Origin of the sequence: Halomonas sp. PAMB 3264 (assembly GCF_031954245.1) — a bacterium.
Lineage (GTDB): Bacteria > Pseudomonadota > Gammaproteobacteria > Pseudomonadales > Halomonadaceae > Vreelandella.
Map to the genome: position 1 here is coordinate 2,362,529 of NZ_CP134866.1, position 22,619 is coordinate 2,385,147.

Genomic DNA, 22,619 nt, shown 5'->3' on the forward strand with positions numbered 1-22,619 from the left:
CTATCGAGCGATCAACTCCACTCCCCCTGTTCCTGCAAACCGCCGAGGCTGACGTCGCTGCTGAACGCCACCACGTCATCCATCGGGAAGCCCATCGCCTCGGCCTCGGGGTCGAACGCCATCGTTCTGGTGGTACTGAAGGCCTGCGCGTCCTGCCCGGCGTCGCGGGTGATCTGGAACGAGGCCAGATCCATCGAGCCACCGTTGAAGGTCACACGTAGCACCTGAACCCCTTCGGCCAGATCGAGCGTGAGCGTCGGCCCTTCGACGTACACGCCCCAGTTGCCGGAGTTGGGCACCGCGGCCGTTGCCTGCTCGTAGAAGCCGCCGTTTTGCTCCACCGCCGCGGTGATCGTACGCCCACCGTTAGGGCTGGCGGTCACAAACGATAGCGTATGAGTGCCGGCCTGCTCGACGTTGATGGTGTACTCCAGCCACTCGCCTTCGTCTACCCAGCCCACCGCTTCGCCGTCGCCGACAATATCCACACCATCGCCAGGACGATAGTCGGTGCCGATCTGGAAATCGTCGGCGTCGTTGTAGGAGATGCCCTGCCCGCCCTCATCGTAGTCCACCGCATTGAGCGTGAGGCCCTCATCGGCATCTACGGCCCAGGGCACGCCGCCGGCGTTAAAGGCTTGTTGGCCGTCGCGCGCCAGAGTGAACGACGCCAAATCCTGGGAGCCGCCGTTGAAGGTCAGCCTAAGCACCTGCTCGCCGGCCTCGAGTGCCACCTGGGAAAGCTCGGTGCGCTGGAAGTTGCCCCAACCGCCGGTGGGTGACACCACGACCGCCTCGCTTGTGACGTAAGGCGCACCCTCGCCCTGGGTGAAGGTCGCGGTAATGCTGCGCTGCGGGCCGCTGCCATCACCCAGCGCCGACAAAAACGACAAGTCATAGACGCCGGCCTGCTGAATATCGAGGGTGTATTCGACCCACTCGCCTTCGTCCACCCAGCCGATCGCGTCGCCGTCACCCACGATATCCACGCCATCCCCGGGGCGGAAATCGCTGCCGATCTGGTCGGCCTCGGCGTCGTTGTAGGCCACGTCCTGTCCCCCTTCATCGTAATTCACCGCGTCCAGCGTGAACCGGCTGCCGACCTGCCAGGGATCGCCGTCCTCTGTAAAGGCGCGCTGGCCGTCATCCACCGGAGGTTCGACCGGCGGCTCCACCGGTGACTCGACGCGCGTCAGATCGAAGGAGGCCAGATCCATCGAGCCGCCGTTGAAGGTTAGCCGCATTACCTGCTCGCCGGCCTCGAGCGCCACCTGGGTGGTGTCGGTGCGGGTGAAGCTGGTCCAGCTGCCGGTCGACGCCACGCCCACCGGGGAGGTCGTCACGTAGGGGGCATCCCCCTTGGCGAAGCTTGCGGTAATCGAGCGCGCCGCGCCGCCGGTGGCGCCCAGCGAGGTGAGGAAGTCCAGCTCATACACGCCGCTTTCGCTGACGTTGATGGTGTACTCGACCCACTCGCCGTTCTCGATGAAGCCGATAGCCTGTGAAGGCGTGGAGATGTCCACCCCTTCGTCACTGCGGAAGGTACTGCCGAAATGCTCGACGGTGGTATCGTTGTAAGCCACGCCCTGGCCGCCGTTGTCATAAAGCCGCGCTTCAAGGCTGAGCCCCTCATCCCCCACCGCCCACGGCGTTTGAGTCGCATTGAAGGCGCTTTGATCCTCGATTGCCGGGGCCTCGAAGTCCAGCGTGAAGGAGGCTAAATCGAGCTGACCGCCGTTGAAGGTGAGCCTGAGAACCTGCTCGCCCTCTTCGAGCTCGAAGGTCAGCGGCCCCACGGTCTGGAAGTTACCGAAGCTGCCGGTGTTGGGCAGGCTCTGGGTCTGGGCCGGGGTATAGAAGCCGCCGTTTTGCTCGAAAGCGGCGGTGATGCTCTTGCCGGTGCTGGTCGCCGAGGTCGAGAAATTCAGCGTATAGGTGCCGGCGGTTTCGACGTTCAGGGTGTACTCGACCCACTCGCCGTTGGCGACATAGCCGATCGCCTCGCTGCCGTTGGAGATGTCCACCGCTTCATTGGCACGAAACGCAGCGCCCTGGTGCGCGGCGGTGGTGTCGTTGTAGGCCACCCCCTGGCCGCCGTTATCATAGAACTTCGCCGCCAGCGTCAGGCCGTCGCTGCCCACCGCCCAGGGCATTTCCGTGGCGTTATAGGCACTTTGTTCGACCGGCGCCGGCGCCTCGAGGAAGTTCGGTACACCGTCGTTATCGTCGTCATCGTAGAGATCCACCCGGCCGTTGCCGTCGGCGTCTTCCGCCCCGGTGGGGTCGTAGGTGGCGACGTTTTCGACCAGGAAGATATTGTCGTTGTAGTCGTAGTTCACCCCCGCGTAGTCCTGGATGACGATGTAGGTGTTCGGGATCACGTTACCCGCGGCGTCCCTGGCGATATACACCCGAATCAGGTGGCCGTCGTTCTGGTCCCAGTTGAGGTTGGTACCGGGATTACCGATGGCGTCGATGGTGTCCTCGTAGAGGTTGGCGTCCGGGTCCGACCAGGAGATGTAGCCCTGGCGACCGGAGATCTCGGCAAAGAAGCCAAACGGCGCGTCGCGATCGAGCGTCGTGGCGGTCAAACCGTTTCCGCCCAGGGTGCGCGGCAGAAGCGTCTGCCCGTCGGCGCCGTCGTGGGCCAGAATTTCGTCGCGGTCGCGGCTATCCACATCGTGGATGAACAGTCGCGCCACGTCCCCCTGGGTGTGGTAGGCCGCAAGCTGGGTGATCTTGACCGGCGCACCCGCCTCGGCGCGCTGGAAGTAGGGCGAGAGAATCTCGTCGCCGTTGGCTTCCACCAGCCCGCCGCGGTTCATGATGCCCTCCGCCACGTTGGTCGAGTAGCCAAAGGCGTTGACGATCTCCTGAACCAGCGGCTCCTGCCCGCTTTCGGAGCGGTTCTGGGCCAGGCCCGCCAGGGCGATCGTCTTCTGCGCCGAGTCGGCGTCGCTCGAGCTGATCACAAGGCTCGCCTCATAGAGGCTTGCATCGTCCGGGTCGTCGGCGATGAAGCGCACCGTCACGTCGACCGACTCGCCCGGCTGCAAACTCACTGCCGTAAACGGCTGGGTAAGCTCGAACAGAGTCGTATCGCTGACCGCGATGGCATCGATATCGAGCACCTCGATGCCATCGTTGCGCAGCGTCATCGTGACTTCGTCGTGGACCACCTGGGCGGCGTTGGCCGGGTTTTCGATGCGCGACATCACCAGCCGGTCATTGGAGGGCACGCCGTCGTTGTTGATCACCGTGAGCTGACCGCCGGTCACCGGCGAGACCCCTTCGATCACGAACATGTTGTCGTTGTAGTCATAGTTGATGCCGGTGTAGTCCATGACGCCCAGGTAGGTATTGGGAATCACGTTGCCTTCACCGTCGAGCGCGCGGAACATGCGCACGGTGTAGCCGCGCTCGATGCCCGCTGCATCCGCCGGCGGCGTGCCGCCGCCTTGTGGATTGAGCGCCGGGTCGGTGGAGAGATTCGCCACCTCGATGCCGAAGAGACCCTGCCCGGTCCAGCCGCCAGGGATATCGGCGCGGGTGAACGTGGCCGTGGCAAAGTCGCCGTTGCTCTTGATCGGCAAGAGGCTCTGGTTGTTGTTACCGGCGTGGTTGCTGAAGATGATGTCCTGATTCTTGTTGCCGGGGTTGTGAATACCGATCGTCGCCCCGCCGTCGCCGTGGTAGGCGGCCAGCTGGGTGATCTTCGCTTGGCTTACGCCATCGGCCAGCGACCAGTAGCGTGACAGCACTTCGTCGTCGTTGACCGGGCGGTAAAGGTCGAAGTCGTTGAGCACCGAGTTCTCGCCGCCGCCGACGGTGGTCAGGCCCTCGATCCGGTTACCGAAGCCGAACACCTCCCACACCTCGTTGACGTTGGGTTCCCAGCCGCCTTCATCGCGGGCCTGCCAAAAGCCGGCCATGTGGATTTCGGCGACCGGCGTCTCGGCGTCGTTGGTGATCAGGCGGATGCGCCCTTCGAACACGCCGTCGCCGGCATCGTTGGTGGGCGGCGTGTAGCTTGCCCGATCGAACAGCACGGCAATGTCGAGCGACTGGCCGGCAGCCAGCGTCAGTCCTTCGAAAGCGTCCGGGTCGGCGAGCACGAAGGGGCCATCGATATCGGCATCGAGAATCACCAGATCCTCGCTGCCGGTGTTGGAGAGCGTGACCGTTGCGCTCTCCTTGAAGTCGCGGTTCGGGTTCGAGGCGCTGTTGTTCTCCAGATAGTTGAAGTGCAGCCGATCGGAGAAGTAGGCCGCGTCGCCGCTTTCAATGACCAGATCGGCGCTTTCGTTGACCGCTACCGGGGCCACGTCGAGATAGTCCAGATCACTCGCCCCGTTGGCGCTGGAGACCACGCGCAGGTTGTAGTCGACGCCCGCTTTCAGCGCCACGTAGGTGCCCTGCTCGCCGGCATCGCCCACGCCCGGGTAGCTCAGTACCTCCACCGGTCGACCGTTGAGCGTCAGCGTCAGCCCCTGGCCGTTGTCGGCGCCGGCGTTGGCCGCCAGGTCGAGCCGGTAGAGACCGTCGGCATCCACGTTGAAGTAGAAATCCGCGGTCAGGTCGTTGATGGTACGGGCGCTATCACCGCTTTCGAGTTCGATACGCGCGCCGCTCGACACATCGGCGTACACCGGCATGAAGGTATCCGCCGGCGCATCGAACACCCGCAAAAAGTCGATGTTGGGGCCGTTGGCGCCCGGGGCGGTGACGCTTACGGTGTTGCTGCCCGCCTGCAGATTGATCAGCACGTTCTGGAAAAACCAGTCGTTTTCTGCGGCGTTACTTTGACCAGCGAAATTGACCAGCCCCAGATCGACGCCATTGACGGTGAGCGACAGCGGCCGATCGGCCTTGGTGGCCGCCAGCGCGTAACGAAAGCCCACGTCATAGTTACCGGTGGTATCGACATTCACCGTCCAGGTAATGCTCTGATCGCTGGTGCCGTCGAAATCGACGTAGCCCGTGCCGGAGGCGTTGCGGTCATCGGCGCTTTCGGGCACCACCACCGCGCCGTCGAGCACGGCGTTCTCGGCTTCGTAGTCGGTAAAGCCTGCGGGGTTATCGCCGCCGACCACGCGCAGAATCTCGAGCTGGTCGATATTGGGCCCGGTATTGGCCACGGCTTGCAGCCGCACGGTGTTCTGACCGCTGACGAGCGTGGCCGCCACGTCCTCGGTGAGCCATTCCGCCCAGGCTGCGTCGCCGGTCAGCGTCGCCGGTGGGCTGAAGTCGAACACGCCAACGCTCACGTTATTGACGAACACCTCCAGCGGCCGGTCGGTGGTGCCGCCGTTGGCGTAGCGAAGCCGCAGCACTGACTCGCCGGCGTCCGCAGTATCGAGATCGAAGGTAAAGGTCAAAAAGTCCACGTTGGTGGAGCCGAAGTCCGCGTAGCCGCCGAGCACTCCGTCGTTATCGTTGGTGTTGCCGTCGATACCAAAGGAGCCGGGGCGCAGGCCGTTGGGCAAGCCTTCGGTGGTTTCGGGATTGATGGCGTCCCGGATCTGAATCTGGGCGCCGGCGCCGGTGGCGACAGTCACCGCGGTAGCGTCCTCCGGCGTTCTATCCTCGGCCTGGATCACCAGCAGTGATTCGAGCTCGCCGGGCACCGGATCGACGGGATCGACCGGATCGATGACGCCGCCGGGGGCCGGGTCGAGGCGGATGATCTGGCTCTGCCCGTTGGCGCGGTTCAGCGTCAGGATATAGAGCTGGCCGGTGATCGGGTTCTCGATGATGTCGAGCGGGTCGACATAGCTAATGACGTTGCCCTGGGGGTCGCGCAGCACGTCGTCACCGATCACATTGCCGTTGGCATCGAGGGTTATGCTGCGCACGTCGTCGCCGCCGGAGTACTCGGTGAACAGCACGTTGCCCTGCAGGTTGCCGCCGAACACGCCACTCTTGTACTCCACAGCGCCATTGGGCGAGCGGTTCTCACCGAGTGAATAGACCCCCCCGATGTCGTAGGTGCCCTCCGGATTGGTGCCGACCGGGTAGCGGTCCACCTGATGGGGGTCGACGCCGCCGGTCGGGTTGCCGCCGTTCATGATGTACTCGTCGCGCAGCGGATTGGGGTGACCGTAGTAACCGCCCTCGACCACCTTGAACAGGTAGTCGTCCTGCTTCTCGACGTTGGTGTAGCGCTCGTTGACCGGGGTCGACGGGTCATCGGGGACGTTGCCGCCCGCCGCCGAGCCGTTGGTCGGCACGTACAAGAAGCCGTTGGAGTGCCAGACCAGATCGTAAGCGTTACGCGCGCCGGTAGCGAAGATCGTCAGCACCGCGTCCTCGGCGAAGGGGTCGTAGTAGCTTTGCAGCACGTTGCCATCGGCGTTTTGCACCGTGGCCACGCCGCGCTCGTCAAAGACCAGAAACTCGCCGTTGCCCATCGGAATCGGGTCATCCTTGGGATGGCCATCCGGGTCGTTGTAGCGGGTGTTCTGGCCGTTGTTCGGCACTGGTTCGGTGGAGACATCGAAGCCTCCGGGCGGCGCATCGCGGGTCGGGTCGATCTCCATGACCGCGGCGTTGAGCAACCGCTCGGGGCGGTTACCCCAGGCGCTGTCCGGCTCGCCCATCGCCGAGTTGGAGCCCTGGATGAGATACAAAAGGTGCGTCGGCACGTCCGGGTTGGCGGTAGCGTCGTATTCCGGATTGGCGCGGAACTCGAGGCTGTTGGTGACGTGGTCACCGTTGGAGCGCGGAAGCCCGGTGATGTAGGGCTCGGCGGTGCCGGAGAAGCCGCCGTTGTCGTCGAGAGTGATCCTGGTGATCCGCCCGCTGAACTCCGGCACGCCGTTGTCGCGGCCGTTGAGCGGAATCGGATAGTTGTCGGTGATCCAGAGCACGTTTGGATCAGTGGGGTCGACCACCAGACCGATGATGCCGCGCCGGTCGTTGCCGCTCTCCGCGCCCGCCTCGAAGAAGTAGTCGCCGGGAAGCGAAAGCTCCTGACGGTTGCCGAGCGAGCCGGTCGCAGGGTCGATATCATAACGCAGAATCTGCCCGCCGATGGTTGCGATGTACATGGTCGAGCCGTCGGCGGTGATCTCGAGCGAGGTAAAGCCGAAGGCGCCATCGGCAGCGCCGTCAAGCTCGATCACATCGTTGAAGGCCACGTCACGCGCCACCACTTCCGGCTCGGCGCCGGTGACGAAAGTGTTGGTGTACTTCTGGAACTCGCGGGTGGGCGCTGTGAGATCGTCGTTGGCGCCGCGGTCCTGGAAGCCGTCGATCACCAGGGTGTAGCTGGTGAACGGCTTGAGCATCTGACTCGGCGAAATGGTCAGCGAGTCGAAGCCGCCGGTGGTGTTGACGTTGAAGGCGACCTCTTGGCCGCTGACGGTTTCGAACAGTTTCACCGAGCCGTCGGTGAGACTTTCGAGCAGCGCGCCGCCGCGGCCATCGACCACCGAGATACCGACGAAAATATCGGACGACGGGTCGACGCCGGTCGCCACGGCGCTATCGTCGGGCTCGAGATTGACCTCGACTTCGTTCTCCCCCACGCCGGCGATGGCACGGGCGTCGGTGAAAAAGGCGTAGTCCTCGAAGGCCGGGCGGTCGTCGTTCGGCGTGAGATCCGGCAGCGCTTGGATCTCGATGTACTGGATCTCGGTGTTTTCGTTATCGAGACCCAGCGAGTCCAGCGTCAAACGACCATCAGACACCTGAACGATGCGGGTGACCAGATCCGAGCGCACGCCCTGGGTGTCGTTGGCCGGGTTGGTATCCGCCGGGAAGTCCGCAGGGCGGAACGGCGTGAACGGCGTGTTGAACAGCTCGCCCTCGGCGTTGAGCACGTTGCGGCTATCATAAGGCCCGGACGTGTCGCCGATCGAGATGGTCACCTCGTAGTAGCCATCTTCGAGCTCGATCTCCCAACCGGCACGCACGTAGGCGCTTCCGGGCTGGTCGAAGTGGGCGTAGGTCCCCAGGCGTGGGTCGAGCCCGGCGATGTCGTCGGTGCGGTCGTTGACCGCCACGCTGGTCAAACTCGAAATATCCAGCGGCGTGGTGCCGGCCTCACCGTCGTAAATCGACGCCTCGGTGACCCAGCCGTAGCGATACACCTGGCCATCGACGGTCACCGACTGAGTGCCAAAGCCCTTTCCGACATCGGCGATATAGCCTTCAGGAATCGCCACCCCTTCCGGCTGGAAGTTGATCTTGACGGCAAAGCGCTCGCCGGGTTCGACGACGACCGGTGGCTCGACGCCTTCCCGGGTGATGCTCAGCCGGTCGATATTGGGACCGGCGTTGGTCAGGTTGGCCAGGCGTATGGTGTTGCTGCCCGCGACGAGTTCGACGTCGAGCGTGGTCTCGGTCCAGTTCTGCCAGTCGGTGGCGCCCACGCCGGTCGAGGCGAAGGCAAGACTGCCCTGGGAGGCACCGCCCACCAGCACGTCCATCGGCCGGTCGACGCCGCTGGTGCCGGCGTTAGCGTAGCGCACCGTGAGCTGATAGGTCCCCGCCTGGTCGACGACGACGCTAAAGGAGGCGGCGTCGCCGATATTGCTCCCCATGTCCAGGTAGCCACTGCCGGTAAAGCCGTCCCACAGGCCATCGGCGCCGGCGTCGGCATTGGTTTCCGGGTTGGCGGCGTTGCGCACCTGGGTATCCAGGGTCGTCCCCACGTTGCTCGGGTCATCGATGGCCAGCGCCTCGCCTTCGATGGTGAATTCGAAAGGCGGCGGCGTCGGCGTTTCGCCCTCTTCCGACAGGGCAAACGTGATCTGGTCGATATTGGGACCGTTGGCCACACCGCCGTTTGCCGCGGCAGGAATGGTCAACGACAGCGTATTGGCGCCGGCCTCAAGCGTGATCTCGACGGTCTGCTCGAGCCACGCATCCCAGGGGTCGTTGACGCCGTCGTTGGGGGCATTGGCAAATGCCAGCTGTGGCCTGGCGGCGCCGTTGACGGCCAGATCCAGCGGTCGTGGGGCGGTACCGCCGTTGGCGTAGCGGATTGTTGCCGTGTAGGTGCCCGCTGCTGGCGCGTCGATGTTGAAGGTGATCCGGTCGCCGGCGTCGGTACCGAAGTCCAGGTACGCCCCGCCCACCGCGCCTTCGCGGTAGGTGCCGAAGTCGTCCGGGTTGGCGGCATCGACCACCCGGGTGACCGCGCCCTGGGCGGTGCCGCCCACATCAGTGACCACCGCCGTCTCGGCCTGGATCGTGAAGGGTTCGACCACCGGCGTTTCACCGCCGCCGCCTTCGTCGATATCGTTGACCGTGATCAGCGTGCTCTGCGAGACGCTCGTTTGCCCATCGGATACCGTGACGGTCAGCTCGTAAACGCCGTCCTCGTTGGTGTCAGCGGGAAGTTCCGCATCCGGCGCGTTGATGAACGATAGCGCCCCGGTCGCCGCATCGAAGCGGAAAAGCGCCGCGTCACTGCCGGATAGCTGAACCGACAGCGCGTCGCCTTCGGCGTCTGCCAACGCCAGGTTGGCTATCAGCGTACTGTTTTCGTCGATAGCAACGTTCGCCGCGAGGCCTTCCAGCGTGGGTGCAGCGTTGACCGGAGCGTCGATACGCTCGAACACCAGCGAGTCGATGCGCATCAGCTCACCGCCGGCGCCGCGAAGCGCAAGGCTTGCGATATCGCCGGCAGTCACTTCAAACGGCGTTTCGAACACGATCTCCTTGCGGTTACCGCTCTGGCCGGCGTTGCCGCGGGCGCCCACTCCCACCAGCGTGCCGAAGGCGTCACTTAGCAACACGTTGTCGCTCAGGCTGTTGCTTTGAACGTTGCGCGCCTGCAGTACGGTGTCGCCAATGGTGAGCGTCAGCGAGCCTTCGCCGTCGTTTTCATCGAACACGTAAAGTTTCGCCACGTACCAGCCAGGTTCTATCCCGCCGGCGGCAAGATCGGTACCGATAGTGGCCGGGGCGTTGCTGGTCAGGCGAATCAGCTGCTCGTTGGAGGCGCTGGCGTTACCGGTGACGATCAGATTGGACGCCTCGAGATCGGTGAAATTCTCCGCCTCGATGGTGACCGCCCCGCCGACCTCGACCCCTTCGATCAAAAAGCTCAGCGTTTGAGTGGCAGAGAGCCCCGCCGGGTCGGTAGCGCGGATGACGATGTCGAAGGCGCCGCTTATGGTCGGAGTGCCCTGGATGACGCCGTTGACCACCTCGAGTCCGTCGGGCAGGTTCTCGGCACTCAGCGTCAGGCTGTCGCCATCCGGGTCGCTAAAGAGCGCGGCCAGATCATCAAGCGCTATCGCGGTGAAGCTCTCCCCCACTTCGCCGAAGTAGGGCTCGAGCGCCGCGGGTGTGGCGACCGGCGCCTGGTTGACGTTTTCGATGGTGAGTGCGAAATCCGTCGACGTCGTGGCGGCGCCATCGTCGGCGGTGATCGACACGGTATAGGTGCCCGGCGTCAGGCCATCGAGGCTTCCGACCAGGGTCTGCTCGACGATGCTCAAACCGGCCACGGTGACCGGCTGGCCGCTGCTGTCGACGACATCGAAGCGGTAGCTGAGCGCATCGCCGTCGTCGTCGACGAAGGGCAGATCCATCTCGAGCGTCGCACCTTCCTCCAGGCTCAGATCGGCGATACCGCCGCCCACCACGCGCGGGGCGCTGTTGGTGTCGGCCTCGGCGGCGTCAAAAAGGCGCACATCGCTGAAGCGAGTGCTGCCCTTGGCGCCGATATCGTCGTCGTTGATGAACACCAGCGAGTCGATCGTGGTGCCGGCGTTGTTGCCCAGGTCGATGGTGAAACGCAGCGTGCCGTTACCGGTATCCACGCCCTGGCCACGCAGGTCGACGAAGCCGCCCTGGGACTGGGTGCCCCCCAGCTGGTAGACGCTGTTGCCGCCGTTGAAGGGGTTGGCATCGTTGTCAAAGCCAACCGCGACGATCTCCGGCACCGGCGACTCGGAAATCGCGATTTCCAGGGTCAGCCTGGACTGGTCGGTGATAATGTAGCTCTCGCCAAGCCCTGCCCGCTTCCAGACGTTATCCGTCAGCGTGAGCGTTGCGCCTTCATTGGATACCGTCGCCCCCGTGCCGCTTGCCGGATTGTCCTGGGCGTCGTTGTAGGCGCTGATGGTGGCATCACCGAAAAGCACATCGAGCGCGGCAGGCGCCGGCTCCTCCTCCACGGTTTCGAGGGTCAGCGCGAGAGTACGCTCGGCGCGGTTGCCGAAGGCGTCGCGCACCAGAAGCGTTGCGGAAAGTGCGCCCTCCTCGAAGCGTGACAGATCAAGCAAAAAGCGGCCGCTTTCGTCCGGGGTGACCTCTTCGACGCTTACACCATCGTCGAAGCTGACGCCAACGAAGGTCACATCGTCGTCGAGCCCGGTCACGCTGAAGCCGGCGGTGGCGGCCTCGGCCGTGTCGATGACGAGCGTATCGGCGCTGAAATCAAGCGTTGTGGCGTCGGCGTCGGCGCTGACGTCGCCGACCGGGCCGCTGCCGGCAGTGGTGACCTCGAGCCGGTCGAGGTTCGGGCCGCTGGAGGCGCCCGCAGGAATGCTCAGCACGATGATGTTTTCACCGGCGGTGAGCGCGGTGGTCAGGCTCTGATAGCCCCACACGTCGAAGCCTTCCGGCGCAAGGTTGGTGGCGTTGGGGTCGGTGGTGACGAAGGGCTGATTGCCCAGCGCCTCTCCGTTAACGGAAAGTGCCATGGGCCGATTGCCGTTGCTGGCGTAGCGAAAATTCAGATCGTACTCGCCGGCCTCAAGAACGTTGACGATGAAGGTCAGGCTGTCGCCCGGCTGGCTGCCGTAATCGACGTAGCCAGTGCCGGAGTAGTCCGGGCGCAGGCCTGAAAACGTCGTGCCGCTTTCGGGGTTATTGGTATCGCGCACCAGCGTCGCCGCGCCGTTGGTGGCGCCAAGGGTGGCCTCCTCGGCCTGAATGACGACCGGCTCGATGACCGGGTTAGCCGGCGTTTCGGGGTCGACGACCGCCGGCGCAATCAGCATGAGTTCAACCTTGTCGATGTTGGGCCCGTTGGCGGCACCGCCAAGGCGCAGCGTATTGCTGCCGGCGGCAAGCGTAATCTCGAGCGTTTCCGTCGACCACCCCTCCCACTGGCTGGCGGCGAGGTTAGCCGGGCGGTTGGCTTGCGGCACATCGGACACGTCGTCCGGGTAGTAAGCCGGCGCGTTGGTCGGCGCGAAGGCGAACGTGCCCAACGGGCTGACCGCCCCACCCTCGACAAGGCCCAGATTGAGCGGGCGTGAAGAACTCGTCGCGTAGGTGATCGTGACGTTGTAGGTGCCGGCCGTGGCGACATCCAGCGTGAACTCACCATAAGCGTCGGCGTTGCCAAGCGCCCAATCCAGATAGCCTGCCCCTTCGGCGCCGACCCGGAAGGTTTCGCTACCCGTGGTGAAGCTTGCGATGTTGTCGACCGTGGTCGCGCGGTTGGTGGCGCTGTTTTTTACATCGGCGCTGGGTGACACCACCATGTCCTCGGCCTGCACGACGTAGACATCCGGGTTGGGTGCGCGCACCTCCAGAAAGTCGAGATTGGGGCCGCTGGCGCCGTTGGAGGTGAAGCTAACGCTGTTTTCACCGGCCTTGAGCTGCACGCGCACGGTGCGCTCACCAAAGTCGCTGAAATCCGTTGGCTCAGAGGTCAAGGTGGTGCTCGGTAGATCGAACATGCGATCGACGAGCTCGCCGTTGACGTCCAGACGCAGCGGGCGGTTGCGCTCGCTGCCATCGGCATTCTGGCTCAGCGCGTAGCCCAGCGCCAGGTCGTACTCCCCATCCTGCTCGACGCTGAAGATGAACGTCAGCGTTTCGCCGCCAGCTACGCCATCGCCGTAATCGACGTAGGCCTGGCCGTCGGCGTTGACCGCGTTGGGTACGTCCGGCCCGGAAACCACGTTGATACCAGGACCGGTCAGCGTCGCGTAGGCACCGCTGGACACCTCCTGGTTTTCGGCCTGGATACGAATGGGAGTAAAACCGGATACGGCGGCTGCGTTGATCATGGCGTCAGGCTCCATCGAGGTCTCGGGGTCGATCATCAAGGCTTGTACAGCGAAGGCATCGTGCGTTTGGGGTGCGACAGGCGCTTGTGCGCTGCTATCGTCTGTAACGGTCAGGTTGAGCGTGTAGAGCGAGTCGGGGAGCAACCTGCGCTGCTCGTCCAGCGCCTCGAGTCTCAGGCTTAAAGGGCCCGCAGGTGGGGCAGGTAGTGACTCGAAAACGAACGGGTGTTCGAGACTTTCGAGCACCCTGGTTTGGTTGTTTGCGTCCTGCCAATACAGGCGCAGCGTATGAATGGCATCGTCCCAGGCAGTGTGTTGGGTATCGATATGAAGTTTGCTGTTCGCAAATATCGTTCCCTCCCACTTTTTTTCTGTTCCCGAGAGGCTTGATAACGCTTGGGATTGATTATCTAAAAGCGATACTAAGTACATGGCCCACCCCATTTTTATTGGAATTATCAAGAGCCTTTAAAGCGCAGCGGACATCGGAGCATTTTTATAAGTATGAAACGACGATGTCCTTCGCCAGAGACACTTGCCAACCTCACCTGACCTCCCGGGCCCAGCGCGTGGTTAGCATGGAGTTTAATCAGACTTCAAAAGCAAGCGGAAGTGGGTATCAGAAAGCCTGGAGCCCACGCTACATGCGGGCTTCACGTGAGCGGAAAAATAAAAACTTGTTAATTCAGCTCTCTTAAAACGCTAACTAAACCGCGATATCCGAAAAACATTGGGAACTTAAGAAAACGGTATTAACGAAAATAATAGCTTTTGATTATTAATTTAATGATCACAGAAAACATTAGCTCCTAAGACTTACTGTTCTTCTCTCTTATTAATTAAATAATGGAAAATTGAAAAAAATAGCCCGAGGTTAAAACAGCGATCCTGATACGCTGGCAAAACTGATAACAATAACAAAATGACCCTGCGTTCATCTTGCAGCCCTCTTACCAACGCCTTGATGTTTCAAGCGAACCGACCCATACGCCACGGTGGGGCGGCCAATAATAACGACAATCCTGCCCTGGAGCGTGCCATGCTAAAACCCAAAGAAGGCTCGGATCTTGCGAAGGTGCTCGGCACCTGCCGACGAAGTTTTATCTACGTGGGTATATTCAGCCTTTTCATCAACCTGTTGATGCTCGTTCCACCGCTTTACATGCTGCAGGTCTACGACCGGGTGATCACCACGAGAAGTCTCGAGACCCTGCTCATGCTGACGCTGGTCACGGTATTTTTCTTTCTGGTCATGGGGGGGCTTGAGCTCATGCGCTCGCGCATTCTGGTGCGGGTTGGCAACAAACTCGACGTGCGCCTCAGCCGTCGGCTCTACGCCGCGATGTTTCAGCGCTCACTGATGAGCCCGGGAAAACCCTCCGCCCAGCCGCTCAATGATCTCACCACGCTGCGCCAGTTTCTGACGGGCAATGCCCTGTTCGCCTTCTTCGATGCCCCCTGGGTGCCGGTTTACATCGCCGTGCTGGCGCTATTTCACCCCTGGTTCGGGCTCTTCGCTCTCGGCGCAGGGCTCATTCTGGCAACGCTTGCCATTATCAACGAGCTCAGCACCAAGGCGCTGTTGAACGATGCCAACGGTCAGCACGTCATGTCCCAGGATCTGGCTAACAGCAACCTTAGAAACGCCGAGGTACTTCACGCGATGGGGATGCTGCCGGGCATCATGGGGCGCTGGAGCGCGCGCCACTACGACTACCTGATGCTGCAGTCCCGCGCCAGCGACCGCGCCGGGGTGATCACCAATACCTCCAAGGTGCTGCGGCTGATGTTCCAATCGCTGATTCTCGGGCTTGGGGCGTACCTGGTGCTGACCGGCGATATCACCCCGGGCATGATGATCGCGGGCTCGATTTTGATGGGCCGGGCGCTTGCGCCAATCGATCAAATGATCAATGGCTGGAAAGGTTTTGCCGGCGCGCGCACTGCCAAAGCGCGTCTCGAGGAGCTTTTGGTGGCCATTCCCGCTGAGCAGCCGCGCATGCCGCTGCCCGCACCCAAGGGGCGGCTAGTGCTCGAAGGCGTGAGTGCCGCGCCCCCCGGGCAAAAGCTCGCCACGATTCGCGACATCGATCTTACCGTGGCGCGCGGCGAGCAGATCGCGATCGTCGGACCGAGTGCCGCGGGTAAGTCGACGCTGGCCCGGGTGGTGCTGGGTATCTGGCCCAGCCAGCTTGGCTGCGTGCGTCTGGACGGCGCGGATATCGCTCAGTGGAATCGCGCCGCACTGGGCCCTCATGTGGGCTACCTGCCCCAGGATATCGAGCTTTTCGACGGCACGGTTTCGGAGAACATCGCTCGCTTGGGCGAGGTCGACCCGGAGGCGGTGGTCAGGGCGGCGCGCAAAGCGGGCGTTCACGACATGATTCTGGCGCTGGAAAACGGCTACGACACCTGGCTCTCTCATGGGGGCAACGCCTTATCGGCAGGCCAGCGCCAGCGTATCGGGCTTGCCCGGGCACTCTACGGTAAACCGGTACTGATCGTGCTGGACGAGCCCGATGCCAACCTGGACGACGCCGGCGAGGCATCGCTTGCCGAGTGTCTGGTGGGTCTGCGCCAGGAAGGCACGACGACGCTGGTGATTACTCACCGCACGCGGCTTTTACAGAGCGTCGACAGAATTCTGGTGCTCAGGGATGGCAGCATCGCCTCGCTCAAACCGCCGGCACGCGTTCAGCCCGCTGTGCGCATGACCGCCGACGGCCTTCGTCCCCAGCCGGTGACCACGCTACGCCCTAGCGCCCGTGGCCGTAATCCACAGGAGAATCAGCCATGAACACACAAACACCCCCGGGCTTCCCCGCCGCCGCCAACGATGAGCTTCCGCTGGAAGATACCCGCTACCGGCGCATGGGTGTGATCATTCTGGCCGTGGCGATCGGTGGCTTCGGCAGTTGGTCGGTGTTCGCCAACCTGGCGGTCTCTGTGGTGGCACCGGGCTCGGTCTCCGTTGAAAGCTTTACCAAAACCGTTCAGCACCTAGAGGGCGGCATCGTGGAGCGCATTCTGGTCGAGGATGGCGACCACGTCGGCGCCGGCGATGTACTGATGGTACTCGATGACACCCAGGCGCGTTCCCAGCTCGAGGTCATCCGCGCCAATTACCTCATCAGCCGGGCCACGGAAGTCCGGCTACTGGCCGAGCTCAGCGACGCCGATACTCTCGACTTTCCTGTCGAGCTGACCGAATCCACTAGCCCACGCGTACAGGATGTGCTCGATGTGCAGCGTCGGCTATTTCATTCACGGCGCGCATCGCTGGAGAGCACGCTGGCCTCGCTCGACGAGCAGGTTACCCAGATGAACGAACAGATCCAGGGTCTGACCAACACCCAGTCGATCAACCAGCGGCGCATCGGCTCACTGGAAAACGACGCGGCGAACCATCGCCAGCTCTTTCAAAGAGGCATGATCAGCAGTCAGCGCCTGCACGAGCTCGAGCGCGAAAGTCTTGAGTATCAAAGTGTCAACGCCCAGCACGCCGCCGACGTGGCCAAGCTCAATTCTCAGATGAGTGAAAACACGCTGCAAAAACAGGTGCGCCTGCAGGAGTTCCAGCAGCAGGTCGGTGAGGCGCTGCGTCAAACCCAGGCGGAGGTAGCAGACGCCGAGGAGCGCCTGACCGCGCTTTTGGACAACGTTGATCGCACCGAGGTGATCGCTCCGGTCACGGGCACCGTGGTGGGGCTTCAGGTGCACACGCCCGGCGGCGTCATTCGCCCCGGCGAGGCGCTCATGGATATCGTACCCTCGAACGTCGGCTTCATCGTCGAGGCTCGGGTGCCGGATCACGATATCGACCATCTCTATCATGGACAGCCGGCGGAAATTCGCTTCAGCGCCTTCAATCAGCGTCTCTCCAACGTGATCGAAGGCGAAGTCGTGCATATCAGTGCCGACAGCTTCGAGGACGAAGCGACGCGAGCGCGCTATTACAAGGTGCGTTTACGGGTCACACCGCAAGGCGAGGAGAACATGACCGAGAGCATGACGCTTCTGGCGGGTATGCCTGCCGAAGTGATGCTCAAAACCGGCGATCGCAGTTTTGCAAGCTATATCGCCAAACCGATCACGGACATGCTCGCCCGCGCCATGCGCGAAGACTGATGCCGGGCCGCCCCTCGTCGCATCGTCGAACCGTTCGAGTTGGCACTGCCGGCGTATAAACGTGTAGCGTAGCGCTCATCATCAATGAAGGAGCGCTACCATGAGTGCCAAACGGCTTTTGATCATTAGCCATGCGCCCTCTCCCAACACGCGCCGGCTGCGCGACGCCGTGATCGAAGGCGCAAGCGACGAGGCGGTCGAAGGTATCGAGGTGCGCGCGCTCGCCCCGCTCGACGTCACCCCGGACGAGATCATCGCCGCCAACGCGGTGGTCATCGGCACGACGGAAAATCTGGGCTACATGGCCGGGCTGACCAAGGACGTGTTCGATCGCTGCTACTATCCATGCATCGAGCATACCGAGGGCCTTCCGTTTGCCTTCTATGTCAGGGCCGGGCTCGACGGTACCGGCACGCGCCGAGCCCTCGAGGCAATCACCACCGGTCTTCGCTGGCGTCTGGTTCAGGCGCCGCTGATCTGCCAGGGCGATTTCGACGAGGTGTTCATCGACCAGTGCAGAGAACTCGGGCTTTCGATGGCGGCGAGCCTGGAAGCGGGCATCGTCTAAACCCAAAAACGGCACCCGAAGGTGCCGTTTTGCGTTGCCACGCGTAAGACGTACTTGACGCCTATTTTAGCCGTTCGAACACCGTGGCCACGCCCTGGCCCATGCCGATACACATGGTGGCAAGGCCAAGCGTAGTGTCCTGCTGGCGCATCACGTTCAAAAGCGTGGTGCAGATTCGCGAGCCGGAGCAGCCCAGCGGATGGCCCAGCGCGATCGCGCCGCCGTGAAGATTGACCTTCTGATCGAGATCGTCCAGAAAACCAAGATCCTTCAATACCGGAATGCCCTGGGCGGCGAAGGCTTCGTTGAGCTCGACGGTTTCGATATCCCTGGCGGAAAGCCCGGCGGCCTTGAGCGCCTTTTTCGATGCCGGCACCGGGCCGTAGCCCATGATGGAGGCGTCGCAGCCGGCCACACCCGTCGAAAGTACCCGGGCGATCGGCTCGAGACCCAAAGCCTGAGCGCGCTCGTAACTCATGATCGCCATCGCCGAGGCGCCAACAGAAAGCGCCGAGGAGGTGCCCGCGGTAACGGTACCGTTACGCGGGTCGAACACCGGTTTGAGCTCGGCCATGGACTCAAGGCTTGCATCGCCGCGCACGACTTCGTCGTGCTTGACGTTGACCCGGAAGCCATTGCTGTCGTGGCCTTCGACACCGATGATCTCGTTGTCGAAGTAGCCCTTCTCGTTGGCGGCCTTGGCCCGCTGGTGTGAACGTACGCCGAACTTGTCCTGCTCTTCACGGGTGACGCCGTGCATCTTGCCCAGAAGCTCGGCGGTCAGGCCCATCATCATGGCGGCCTTGGCGGCGTACTTGCTCGCCGCCGGGTTGACATCGACACCGTGGGCCATGGGCACGTGCTCCATGTGCTCGACGCCGCCGATGACGTACATGTCGCCCATACCCGCCTTGATGTTCGCCGCGGCGATGTGCAGCGCGGTCATCGAGGAGCCGCACAACCGGTTCACGGTTTGCGCCGGCACGGTACGCGGAATGCCGGTCATGATCGCCGCGTTACGGGCGATGTTCATCGACTGCTCGAGGGTCTGATTCACACAGCCCCAGATCACGTCGTCGACCTCCGCCGGGTCCAGGCTGGCGTTACGCTCGAACAGCGCCTGCATCACCGCCGCCGACAGGTTTTCGGCGCGCACGTTGCGAAATGCGCCGTTTTTGGCCTTGGCCATGGCGGTACGAACCCCGTCGACCACCACGATATCCCTTGGATTCAAACTCATCATATTTCTCCTGTTCGCGGTGACTTAGGCCTGGTCTTTGTAGAAACGCTCGCCGTTTTGCGCCATTTGCTTGAGCTTTTCAGTCGGCGCGTAAAGCGGACCAAGTTCCTCGCTGAGCTTTTCGGCCTGCGCCACGAAGGTGTCCACGCCCATGGCGTCGATATAGCGCAGTGCCCCGCCCCGGAAGGGAGGAAAACCGATGCCGTAGATCAGCGCCATGTCGGCTTCGGCGGGCGTGTCGACGATGCCGTCTTCCAAACAGCGCACGGTCTCCAGACACAGCGGCGTCATCATCCGCGCGATGATGTCCTCGTCCGAGAACTCCTTCTGCTCGCCGGCAACTTCCTTGATGAGCTCGTAGGCTTTTTCATCGGTGACCTTTTTGGGCTTGCCCTTCTTGTCTTCCTCGTAGGCGTAGAAGCCCTTGTCGTTCTTCTGGCCCAAACGGTCGTTCTCAAACATCACCTGAATGGCCGTCTTGCCTTCGCGCGCCATGCGATCCGGGAAGCCTTCCGCCATCACCTCGTTGGCGTGCACCGCGGTGTCCATCCCCACCACGTCGAGCAAATACGCCGGGCCCATTGGCCAGCCGAACTTCTCCATCACCTTGTCGACGTGCTGGAAGTCGGCGCCCTGCTCGACCAGAAAGCTGAAGCCGCCAAAGTAGGGAAACAGCACGCGATTGACCAAAAAGCCGGGGCAGTCGTTGACCACGATCGGCGTCTTGCCCATGGCGCGGGCGTAGGCGACGGTCGCTGCGACCGCCTCGTCGGAGGTCTTTTCGCCACGAATGACTTCCACCAGCGGCATGCGGTGCACCGGATTGAAAAAGTGCATGCCGCAGAAGTTGTGCGGGCGCGCCAGGTTCTTTGCCAGCCGGTTGATCGAGATCGTCGAAGTGTTCGAGGTGAGGATGGTGTTCTCGCCGACGTTCTTCTCGACCTCGGCCAGTACGCCCTCTTTCACTTTCGGGTTCTCGACCACCGCTTCGACGACCAGATCGACGTTTTCGAAGTCGCCGTAGGAGAGCGTCGGACGAATGTTGGTGAGCTTTTCAGCCATCTCTTCAGGCGTGAGTTTTTTACGCTCGACCTGCTTGCCAAAAAGCTTGCGCGCCTCTTTCAAACCAAGCTCGATCGCCTCGCCCTTGATGTCCTTCATCAGGATCGGCGTGCCCTTTGAGGCGCTCTGGTAGGCGATACCGCCGCCCATGATGCCCGCGCCCAGCACCGCGGTCTGCTTGACCGGGCGGGCCTGTTTTTCGTACTTGCCGGCCTTTTTCTTGACCACCTGATCGTTCAGGAAGAGCCCGACGAGGTTGAACGCCACGCTGGTCATGGCGAGCTTGGCAAACGCCTTCGCCTCGATCGCCTGGGCGCGCGCACGCTCCTCGCCGGCGCCTTTCTGGATGACCTTGATCGCTTCGATGGGCGCCGGATAGTGCGGGCCCGCCTTGCCGGCGACATAGCCCTTGGCGGTCTCGAAGGCCATCATCTGTTCGATGGCGTTGAGCATCAAAGGCGCCTTCTTCTCGGCGCGGCGGCTTTGGTAGTCGAGCTCGCCGGCGTTGGCGCGGTCGAGCATATCGAGCGCGGCGGCCTCGAGCTGGTCGTGGGCGACCACGGCGTCGACCGCGCCCATCTTGAGCGCCTCGGCCGGGCGGTTTTCGCTACCGCCGGCAATCCACTCGATGGCGTTGTCCGCGCCGATGATGCGCGGCAGACGCACGCAGCCGCCCCAGCCCGGCAAAATGCCCAGTTTGGTTTCCGGCAGGCCCATCTTGCCCTTCTCGCTCATGACGCGAAAATCGCAGGTCAGAAGCACTTCGCAGCCGCCGCCGAGCGCCAGCCCGTTGACCGCGGCCACGGTGGGAAACGGTAGATCCTCGATGGCGTTGAAGATGTCGTGGACCTTGAGGTTCATCTCTTCAAGATACGCTTCGCCCTTGTCGAACAGCGAATGAAACTCGGTGATGTCGGCGCCGACAATGAAGACATCCTTGGCGCTTTTGATCAAAAGGCCCTTGAGGTCGCGCTCGCCTTCGATCGCGCCGACCGCCTCGCCCAGCTCCTGCACCACGGCGCTGGAAAGCTTGTTGATGGACTCATCCTTCAAATCGAAAGTGAGCGTTGCGATGCTGTTGCCACCTTGGGTGTCACGACGCTCCACCGTGATGGCGTTGCCTTGATAGATCATCCGCGCTGTCTCCACTGGTACGGGCTTTACAGATACGAGCTCTACAAATCGGGCGGGGGCCGAACGCGGGCCTGCCGCAATTTTCATACGGTCGTTTGATCGCTCAAGCCTGGTCGAGTTGCCTGTCAAGGTCAAGCCTCCAACGACGCCTCAAGCGGACGATACGCCCGCAAAACGCTACGTTAGAAGACGCAGCCCTTGCCGTTCAAGGCCTGGCGAGGCTCTATCGACTTTCGTTGCAATCCCTGGGATTATAGGCGCTTTCTCAACGAGTGGACCGTCATGGGCGCTTTTCTGACTCCTACCCGCATGGCCAAGTGGCAGTCACTTGCCGAGCGAATCGTTCTCCGGGTCAAGCCCTGGGCCTTTTTATGGCCACCCATCGCCTTCGCCGCCGGGCTCGGCAGTTTCTTTTTGGTGGACCGTCAGCAGTGGCTGGGGGCGGCGCTGGCGCTGGGACTACTGCTGGCCTGGGGGCTCATGCTCTCGGAGAGCCTTTTGTCGCGCGTACTGAGAAAGCGCGGTCAGGAGGGCCTGCCGCGCATGGTCACCACCTTTATCGCGCAGATGATCCACCAGGAAACGCTTTTTTTCACCCTGCCTTTCATTTTGATCACCACGGTGTGGAACAGCGGCCAGCTCATCTTTGCACTACTCGTGTTGGCGATGGCGATTTTGTCGATCGTCGACCCGCTCTATTACAAGTTGGCCGGGCGCTCGCGAAGCCTTTATTTTCTGTTTCACGCCCTGTGCGTGTTTCTCGTGCTGCTGGTGATTTTGCCGATCATGGTGCACCTGACCACCGGGGAAAGTCTTGCGCTGGCGCTCGGCTTGACGGTGTTGATTGCGCTTCCAAGCTTCTGGCACCTGGTCAAGGCAAGAACGCTTACGCGCCTGTGCCTGTTTCTCCTTCTGCTGGTCAGCCTGGCGCTTGCGGGCTGGGTCGCGCGGGTGTGGGTGCCGCCGGCCACGCTCTGGATGACGGGAAGCGCGCTTTCACCAGAATTCGACACCGCCAATCGAACGCCGCTGGGTGAGATGACGCTAACGCCAGAGGCGCTGGCAAGCCGTGGGCTCTACGTCTATACCGCCATTCGCGCCCCGCGAGGCTTGAGCGAAACCGTTCACCACGTTTGGCACCACAACAGCCAGGAGCTCGATACGGTGGAGCTCGATATCAGCGGTGGTCGCGAGCAGGGCTACCGCGCCTGGAGTCATAAGAACAACTTCCCCCAGGACCCGACCGGCAACTGGCGAGTCGATATCATGACCGCCGGCGGCCAGCGGCTGGGGTTGATTCGCTTCGTGGTGGCGGCCGATTCCAATGAGGCAAGCGTCGCCGATGGTCGCATTCGCGCCAGCGGCATGAGCCGGCTACACCTGGGGCGGTTCGTTGCCGGGCGGGGCGAAAGTGAAGAAGATAGTGAAAGCGAGGAAGGCGTCGAGAGTGATGAGCGCGTTGAAAACGTCTCCAATGAGGCCCGCTAATATCCGGCGGGCGCTT

7 protein-coding genes are annotated in these 22,619 nt (G+C 62.6%); 4 read left to right on the top strand and 3 right to left on the bottom strand.

Going from position 1 to position 22,619, the window contains the following annotated elements:
* Positions 1-11: 11 nt before the first annotated feature.
* Positions 12-13,415 (bottom strand): carbohydrate-binding protein, encoded by a 13,404-nt coding sequence (locus tag RN347_RS10710; protein WP_311958216.1) that lies wholly within the window; start codon positions 13,413-13,415, stop codon positions 12-14.
* A gap of 607 nt (positions 13,416-14,022) precedes the next feature.
* Between RN347_RS10710 and RN347_RS10715 the strand changes: the two genes are divergently transcribed.
* The 3 genes from RN347_RS10715 to RN347_RS10725 all read left to right on the top strand — a co-directional run bounded on the left by RN347_RS10715 (position 14,023) and on the right by RN347_RS10725 (position 17,679).
* Entirely contained in the window at positions 14,023-15,780 is a 1,758-nt protein-coding gene (locus RN347_RS10715) for a type I secretion system permease/ATPase (protein WP_311958217.1), read from the top strand.
* A complete protein-coding gene (locus RN347_RS10720) occupies positions 15,777-17,111 on the top strand; it encodes an HlyD family type I secretion periplasmic adaptor subunit (RefSeq protein ID WP_311958218.1) in 1,335 nt (444 codons plus the stop codon). The genes RN347_RS10715 and RN347_RS10720 overlap by 4 nt, the downstream gene beginning before the upstream one ends.
* 100 nt (positions 17,112-17,211) lie before the next feature.
* A complete protein-coding gene (locus tag RN347_RS10725) occupies positions 17,212-17,679 on the top strand; it encodes a flavodoxin family protein (protein ID WP_311958219.1) in 468 nt (155 codons plus the stop codon).
* A 61-nt stretch (positions 17,680-17,740) separates the two neighbouring features.
* On the opposite strand, the gene fadA is transcribed toward RN347_RS10725, so the two are convergent.
* Together fadA and fadB are read right to left on the bottom strand one after the other, a co-directional pair.
* Positions 17,741-18,919 carry an acetyl-CoA C-acyltransferase FadA gene (gene fadA / locus RN347_RS10730; protein ID WP_311958220.1) on the bottom strand — a complete coding sequence of 393 codons (1,179 nt, stop codon included), beginning with the start codon at positions 18,917-18,919 and terminating at the stop codon, positions 17,741-17,743.
* Positions 18,920-18,943: 24 nt separating this feature from the next.
* Entirely contained in the window at positions 18,944-21,115 is a 2,172-nt protein-coding gene (gene fadB / locus RN347_RS10735; protein WP_311958221.1) for a fatty acid oxidation complex subunit alpha FadB, read from the bottom strand.
* A gap of 282 nt (positions 21,116-21,397) precedes the next feature.
* On the opposite strand from fadB, the gene RN347_RS10740 reads away from it, so the two are divergent.
* Positions 21,398-22,603 (top strand): DUF5924 family protein, encoded by a 1,206-nt coding sequence (locus tag RN347_RS10740; protein WP_311958222.1) that lies wholly within the window; start codon positions 21,398-21,400, stop codon positions 22,601-22,603.
* Positions 22,604-22,619 lie beyond the last annotated feature (16 nt).

What these genes read in the sequence shown, in the direction of transcription:
- RN347_RS10725 (WP_311958219.1), top strand. Translation starts at nt 17,212, where the DNA reads ATGAGTGCCAAACGGCTTTTGATCATTAGCCATGCGCCCTCTCCCAAC.
- fadB (WP_311958221.1), bottom strand. Translation starts at nt 21,115, where the DNA reads ATGATCTATCAAGGCAACGCCATCACGGTGGAGCGTCGTGACACCCAA.
- RN347_RS10720 (WP_311958218.1), top strand. Translation starts at nt 15,777, where the DNA reads ATGAACACACAAACACCCCCGGGCTTCCCCGCCGCCGCCAACGATGAG.
- RN347_RS10710 (WP_311958216.1), bottom strand. Translation starts at nt 13,415, where the DNA reads ATGTACTTAGTATCGCTTTTAGATAATCAATCCCAAGCGTTATCAAGC.
- RN347_RS10715 (WP_311958217.1), top strand. Translation starts at nt 14,023, where the DNA reads ATGCTAAAACCCAAAGAAGGCTCGGATCTTGCGAAGGTGCTCGGCACC.
- fadA (WP_311958220.1), bottom strand. Translation starts at nt 18,919, where the DNA reads ATGAGTTTGAATCCAAGGGATATCGTGGTGGTCGACGGGGTTCGTACC.
- RN347_RS10740 (WP_311958222.1), top strand. Translation starts at nt 21,398, where the DNA reads ATGGGCGCTTTTCTGACTCCTACCCGCATGGCCAAGTGGCAGTCACTT.